The organism is Methylobacterium sp. P3_A11 (assembly GCF_056403155.1).
Genome location: NZ_JBFUGA010000082.1, coordinates 20,932 through 27,206 on the forward strand (window position 1 = coordinate 20,932; position 6,275 = coordinate 27,206).

Here is a 6,275-nt window from a genome sequence, read left to right on the forward strand (position 1 = left end):
GGATGCGCCGCCTCGCCGCCTGCCTCGCCGGCCTGCTGCTCGCCGGTCCGGTCGCCGCCCAGGATTACGGCGGCTTCGCCCGGCGGGGCACCCCCGGAGAATTCGACTTCTACGTTCTGGCCCTGTCCTGGTCGCCGACCTACTGCGCCACGACGCGCGAGCGCCGGGACGACGCCCAGTGCGCCCCCGGCCGCGGCCTCGGCTTCGTCGTGCACGGCCTATGGCCGCAATACGCCCGCGGCTACCCGGAGAACTGCTCGGCGGTGGTTCGGTCGCCGACCCGGCAGGCCATCGAGGTGGCCGGGCAGGTCTACCCGAGCGAGGGTCTCGCCCGCTACGAGTGGCGCAAGCACGGCACCTGCTCGGGCCTCGATCCCACCGCCTATTTCACGGCCGCCCGCGAGGCCCGGCTGGCGGTGACGATCCCCGACGGCCTCAACGGCGGTTCTCCGCCTCAGTCGCTGGCGCCGATCGAGATCGCCCGGCAATTCGTGGCCGCCAACCGTGGCCTGCGCCCCGACATGATGGCGGTCACCTGCACGCGCGGGCAGCTGCAGGAGGTCCGGATCTGCTTCGGCAAGGATCTGCGCGGCTTCACGCCCTGTCCCGAGGTCGCCCGCGGTAATTGCCGTGCGCCCGAGGTGACCCTCGGCGCCGCGCGCTGAGTTTTTTCGGCGATTTCGGCGCCGGACCCTGGACCCGGCGCGCGGGATCCGCTTGAGGGCGCTGCCATGAACTATCGGCACGCCTTTCACGCCGGCAATCATGCCGACGTCCTCAAGCATCTCGTGCTGGCGCGGGTGCTCGACCACCTGCGCCTCAAGGACAAGCCGTTCCGAGCCCTGGACGCCTTCGCGGGGCTCGGCGTCTACGATCTTGAGGCCGACGAAGCGGCCCGCACCGGCGAGTGGCGGGACGGCTGGGGGCGGATGGATGCCCCCTTCGCTCCCGACGTCGAGGCGCTGCTCGCGCCCTATCGGGCCGCGGTGGCGGCGGTGCGGGCGCGTCATGGCACCAGCGCGTATCCCGGCTCGCCGGCCGTGATTCGCGAGGCGCTGCGCCCTGGCGACAAGGGCGTGTTCGTCGAGCTGCATCCAGCGGACGCCGCGACGTTGCAGGACCGCTACGCGCGCGACCCGCGCGCCAAGGTGCTGAACCTCGACGGCTGGACCGCGATCAACGCCCAGATCCCGCCTCCCGAGCGGCGGGGGCTCGTGCTGATCGACCCGCCTTACGAGGTTCCCGGCGAGGTCGAGCGTCTCGGCGCCCACCTTGCCCGGGCGGTGGCGAAATGGCCGACCGGCCTCTTCCTCGCCTGGTATCCGATCAAGGACGCCGCCGCCCTCGATCGGATGGTCCGCGACCTCGACGCCGCCCTGTCCCGCCCGGCCCTGCGCCTCGACTTGCTGATCGACCGACCGGACGACCCGACGCGGCTCAGCGGCAGCGGTCTGATCGTGGTCAATCCACCCTGGCGGCTCGCCGACGAGGCGATGCTGTTCCTGCCAGCCCTCGCCGAACGGCTGGCCCGGCATGACTTCGGAGGGTTTCGCTGCGATCCCATCGGCCCAACGGCGTGACACGGCAGCATTGGCCGGCGCCCTGGAAGCTGTTCGGGCCGGAGGGAAAGGAAAAGCCCGGTCTCTCGGAGGGAATGTGGCGACAAAGACACATTTCTGCGCCGAACGTACGCAGCGATACGGATATGCCTAAAAAGTATGCAAATGCTTGTTGTTTGATTTTGTGTCATTCGCCCCGCGATGTCAGCTTGGCCGTGGACGAATCCGAACGAGCCGCAACATCATGCTGAAGCGATCCACCCTTGCCGGCCTGGCCACCCTGCTGCTGTCCTCCACCAGCATCCTGGCGGCCGATCTGTCGGCTCCGGCGCCGGTGCCCGTGCCGCCCCCGGCTGAGCCCTGCAAGGCCACGCTGCTCGGCCCGACTTATAGCGGCGTGATCAAGGCCAACCCGAGCCCGACCTGCTTCGCAGCCGGCCCCCTCGGCGACCTCTACGTGGGCGGTGCCGTCACCGGCTACGGCTACACCCAGTCCAACCCGTTCGCGTCGTTCTCGACGCCGGCGGCCCCCAACGACCGCGACCGGGCCGCGCGGTTCGACTTCTCGAACATCCAGGGCGTCATCCAGAAGCCTGAGGGCGCGTTCCAGTTCTACATCCAGGCCGGCGGCTACTCGATCCCGCAGCTCGGATTCCCGACCCTCGGCACCTTCACCCAGACCGATCTCCTGTTCGGGCCGGTCCCGGTCGCCTTCGGCAAGATCCAGATCAACGATGAATGGTCGGTCCAGGGCGGCCGGATGTTCACCCTGATCGGCACCGAATTGCTGTTCACCTATCAGAACCTGAACATCAACCGCGGCCTCCTGTTCGTGCAGGAGAACTTCATCAACCAGGGCGTGCAGGTCAATTACAGCAGCGGCCCGCTCTCGGTGTCGGTCGCCGGCACGGACGGTTTCTTCTCCAACGAGATCACGTGGTTCACCGGCAACGTTGCCTACAAGCTCGACGACTACAATACGATCGGCGTCAATGGCGGCCTGAACGTCGGCCGGACCAACGCTCTCGACCGCAGCCCGCGCTATCAGTTCGCGACGCCGAACCTCCAGCAGAACAGCGGCATCTTCAATATCAACTACACCTACGCGAACGGTCCGTGGATCATCTCGCCGTACTTCCAGTTCACCAACGTCGAGCGTGATCTGCGCGTCGGGATCGGCAACTCGGCCTCGACCTACGGCGGCGCGCTGCTGGCGGCCTACTCGTTCACCGACAACTTCTCCCTGGCCGGCCGTGTCGAGTACACCGAGCAGACGGGCGTGCGCGGCTCCGGCGGGACGAACCTGCTGGGCTTCGGCGCCGGCAGCAACGCCTTCTCGGTCACCGTCACACCGACCTTCACCTTCGACCGCTACTTCTTCCGGGTGGAGTACGCGCACGTCGAACTCGGCGGGATCACCCGCGGCAACCTCGCGGAGGGCACGCTGGGCACCGGCTTCGGCCGCACCGGCAACCGCACCTCGCAGGACCGCTACATGGTCGAGACCGGCATCACCTTCTGATCCTGCATCGCCCCATTTCAAGGATCTGTCGAGAGCAAACCCCCGGCCAAAGGCCGGGGGTTTCTTTTTGGTTGGTAGTATCATTCGAATACGCCCGGTAAAGGCTGTAAGCTTGCATTATTACCGGTTCAATAATCTTGGATAATACGAATTTTACACGAATAAGAATTCGTGCAATCCGTCGCCACCGTGAATTTGACTTGATCGTCTCTTGATTCGTCCCGTATAGCCCATGCCGGATTGCGGCCTTCGTTGGGGAAGGGGCGGATGGTTTCGATCGCAGCGTTGTCGGCGACCTTGTGGAGCCTCGCCGTGCCGGGCATGACGCCGAAGGCGTTGCGCGCCGCGGTTCGGGAGAAGCATCCCGATGCTGCGCGGAAGGACGTGGTGCGTGCAGCGTTCCACGCGCTGATCGAGGGCCGTCCCCGGGACGATCGCGGCTTGGACGCTCTCCACAGCTTCGCTCTGGCGGAGCGCGCGCAGGACGACGAGACACCCTTCGCGATCGGCGCGCGGCGCCCGAAGATCCGCCGTCGCGGCGCATGACGGGCGCTGTACGGACCGGGGCCGCCGGACATCGGAGCGTCAGACCCGCCTGAGCAGGCGGCGGCCCGGGCGGTGACCCTCCTCGCCGGTATCGCGAAAGCCCAGCTTCTCTAGGAGCCCCCAGGAGGCGACGTTGGCCGGCCGGCACTCCGCGACGACGATGCGGGCCGGGAAGCGTTCGCCGAGGCAGCCAAGGATCGCCGAGACGGCTTCGTAGGCGAAGCCGCGTCCGCGGGCGGCGCCTCCGATCCAGTAGCCGATCTCGATCGTGCCGGTGCCGCGCAGATGCGTTCCAATGACGCCGACGAGCTCGAGGCCGGCCGCATCCGCCTGCCCTCCGGCTTCAGGCGGCGCGCCACCGCGAATCCAGGCGCCGAGGAAGCAGTCCCGGCCCCGTGCACCACTGCGGATCAGATCCTCGGCATCCTGCAGGGTGAAGGGCGTCGGGAGAAAGTCCACCGCCGCGGTGATCGCCGGATCGTCGGTAAGCCGGCGCAGGGCTGGCGCATCGGTGCGGCGCAGGGCGGCGATCGAGAGGCGCGCGGTCTCGATTGCGGGCAGGTCGGCAAGGGTGTCGCGCGCGCCGCGGATGGTAAACATCCTATCGATGTGGGGTGCCGGCCGGTCAGGAAAAGACTCGGTCCCGACCGGCTGAACCCAGCCCGGTACCGCGCGAAAGCCGGGCGATCGCCTTCGCGCCAGGGTCGCAGAACGCCAGAACGGGAACGGTTGCTTAACCTGAATCCGTCTTCATTGGCGCATCAAGTTGCGTCAGGCAAACGGGTGCGTCGATGCGGGTGCGCGGTACGGGTCAGATGTTGCGGACGCTGTCGCGCGTGACGCTCATCGGCATCATCGGCGGTGCGGCCGCCGCCTGTTCCTCGGACGCGTCGCGGCTGAGCAACCCATTCTCGAATCCGTTCGACTCGGAACCGGCCGCCACCGGCAGCCTGCCGGACGGGACCCTCAAATCCGTGCCGACGGTTCGCACTGGTCGCATCCAGTCGGAGGCGCTGAGCCCGCCCGGCGCCCCGCGCCCGGCCGCGGCTGCCACCCCCGCCCAGACCCATTCCGCTGCCCCCGCGACGCGCGTCGCCTCGACGGGCACGGTCGGCTGGAGCGCCCAGGGCGGCACCCAGATCACGGTGTCGCAGAACGACAGCCTGAACCAGATGTCCACCCGCTTCGGCGTGCCCGCATCGGCGATCCTGTCCGCCAACGGCCTCACCAGCGCGAGCCAGATCACCCCCGGCCGGCAGATCGTGATCCCGGTCTACCACGCCTCCGGGTTGAACCCCGCCGCCGCCCCGATGACCGGCCGTCCGGCCCGGGCCGCCGAGGAGAAGCGCGAGGACGCCAAGCAGGTCGAGGCCAAGATCGCCGCGAAGCGCGAGGAGGCCAAGGAGAGCGCAAAGGAATCCGCCAAGGAAGCGGCCAAGGAAGCGGCCAAGCGCGAGGAGGCCGCCAAGCGGGCGGCCGCCGAAAAGGACGCGGAGCGCAAGGAAGCGCTCGCCCGCGATGCCGCCGCCCGCAAGGTCGCCGACGCCAAGCCCCGCAAGGACGCCTCGGTGAAGGACGGCGACAAGCCGCGGCATGTCCGCCCCGGGCAGGTCGCCAAGGCCGACGAGAAGAAGGCCGACGAGAAGAAAGCCGATCCGAAGGCCGAGGCGAAGGCGAAGGCCGAGGCGAAGGCCCAGGAAGCCAAGGCTGATGCCAAGGCCGCCGCGAAGGCGGAGGCCACGCAGAAACTCGCCGAGGCCAAGGCCGCCAAGGAGGCTGCGCAGAAGGCCGCAGCCGCCGAGAAGACCGAGAAGGTCGCCGCCAAGGAGACGGCCAAGCCCGCTCCGGTCGCGGCGGCCGCCCCGGCCAAATCCGAACCCGCAGCCACCGGTTCGGTCGCCGAGGCGTCGGAGAGCTTCCGCTGGCCCGCCAAAGGTCGGGTGATCTCGGGCTATGGCAGCTCCGGCAACGAGGGCATCAACATCGCCGTGCCGGAAGGCACGCCCGTCAAGGCCGCCGAGGAAGGCACGGTCGCCTATGCCGGCTCCGACGTGAAGGGCTACGGCAAGCTCGTCCTGGTTCGCCACGCCAACGGCTACGTCTCGGCCTACGCCCATAACGGCGAGATCGACGTGAAGCCCGGCGACAAGGTCAAGCGCGGCCAGACCATCGCGAAGTCCGGGGCTTCCGGCAACGTGACCTCGCCGCAGCTCCACTTCGAGATCCGCAAGGGCGGCGCCCCGGTCGATCCCATGTCCCAGCTCGCCAGCAACTGAGCGGCGTCGACGAACCGGATAAGGCGGTCCCGAGAGGGGCCGCCTTTTGCGTTGTGCCCGCCCCTCGCATCGATCCAAACGGAAACGTCCGTGCAGTTTGGAAAAATCGATGCCCCAACGAGGCCTAGGTGTGCAGTCCCGCGGTGTGGTGGCATCAATTTAGCTGTAACCGCCGCACACCGGGAGGCGTTATGGGACAGGTTCTTCACGGCTGCGCCACGACCACGCACGCGGTCAGAGCAACGCTACAGCGATCGAAAGCTCCGCTCAAAGATCTTGCCGCCCAGCATGGACTGAACCCCAAGACAGTCGCGAAGTGGCGTAAGCGAGCCTTCGTGCATGACGCGGCGATGGGACCGAAGACGCCGCGCT

Annotated in this window: 7 protein-coding genes; 6 read left to right on the forward strand and 1 reads right to left on the reverse strand. The window is 68.2% G+C overall.

What is annotated here, in order from left to right; all coding sequences use genetic code 11:
• Positions 1-2: 2 nt before the first annotated feature.
• The 4 genes from AC1DXK_RS22205 (at position 3) to AC1DXK_RS22220 (ending at position 3,627) form a co-directional block, all read left to right on the forward strand.
• A complete protein-coding gene (locus AC1DXK_RS22205) occupies positions 3-665 on the forward strand; it encodes a ribonuclease T2 family protein (protein WP_457107228.1) in 663 nt (220 codons plus the stop codon).
• A gap of 66 nt (positions 666-731) precedes the next feature.
• Positions 732-1,580, forward strand: a complete 849-nt coding sequence (locus AC1DXK_RS22210; protein WP_457107227.1) for a 23S rRNA (adenine(2030)-N(6))-methyltransferase RlmJ — start codon at positions 732-734, stop codon at positions 1,578-1,580.
• Positions 1,581-1,803: 223 nt separating this feature from the next.
• Positions 1,804-3,081: a porin gene (locus AC1DXK_RS22215; RefSeq protein ID WP_457107226.1), complete on the forward strand. Its 1,278-nt coding sequence runs from the start codon at positions 1,804-1,806 to the stop codon at positions 3,079-3,081.
• Positions 3,082-3,348: 267 nt separating this feature from the next.
• Positions 3,349-3,627, forward strand: coding sequence for a hypothetical protein (locus tag AC1DXK_RS22220; RefSeq protein ID WP_457107225.1), 279 nt, complete (start codon positions 3,349-3,351; stop codon positions 3,625-3,627).
• A 39-nt stretch (positions 3,628-3,666) separates the two neighbouring features.
• Here AC1DXK_RS22220 and AC1DXK_RS22225 read toward each other — a convergent pair whose 3' ends face one another.
• Entirely contained in the window at positions 3,667-4,227 is a 561-nt protein-coding gene (locus tag AC1DXK_RS22225; RefSeq protein ID WP_457107224.1) for a GNAT family N-acetyltransferase, read from the reverse strand.
• Between the two features lie 191 nt (positions 4,228-4,418).
• Here AC1DXK_RS22225 and AC1DXK_RS22230 point away from each other — a divergent pair, with 191 nt between their 5' ends.
• Both AC1DXK_RS22230 and AC1DXK_RS22235 read left to right on the forward strand, forming a co-directional pair.
• On the forward strand, positions 4,419-5,903 hold the full coding sequence (locus AC1DXK_RS22230; RefSeq protein WP_457107223.1) for a peptidoglycan DD-metalloendopeptidase family protein: 1,485 nt from the start codon (positions 4,419-4,421) through the stop codon (positions 5,901-5,903).
• A gap of 191 nt (positions 5,904-6,094) precedes the next feature.
• Positions 6,095-6,275 (forward strand): transposase (locus AC1DXK_RS22235; protein ID WP_477299089.1); only part of this gene is annotated, 181 nt, incomplete at its 3' end.

Excerpts from the sequence above, each read along its gene's own strand:
- AC1DXK_RS22220 (WP_457107225.1), top strand. The coding sequence starts at position 3,349 with ATGGTTTCGATCGCAGCGTTGTCGGCGACCTTGTGGAGCCTCGCCGTG.
- AC1DXK_RS22230 (WP_457107223.1), top strand. The coding sequence starts at position 4,419 with ATGCGGGTGCGCGGTACGGGTCAGATGTTGCGGACGCTGTCGCGCGTG.
- AC1DXK_RS22225 (WP_457107224.1), bottom strand. The coding sequence starts at position 4,227 with ATGTTTACCATCCGCGGCGCGCGCGACACCCTTGCCGACCTGCCCGCA.
- AC1DXK_RS22205 (WP_457107228.1), top strand. The coding sequence starts at position 3 with ATGCGCCGCCTCGCCGCCTGCCTCGCCGGCCTGCTGCTCGCCGGTCCG.
- AC1DXK_RS22215 (WP_457107226.1), top strand. The coding sequence starts at position 1,804 with ATGCTGAAGCGATCCACCCTTGCCGGCCTGGCCACCCTGCTGCTGTCC.
- AC1DXK_RS22210 (WP_457107227.1), top strand. The coding sequence starts at position 732 with ATGAACTATCGGCACGCCTTTCACGCCGGCAATCATGCCGACGTCCTC.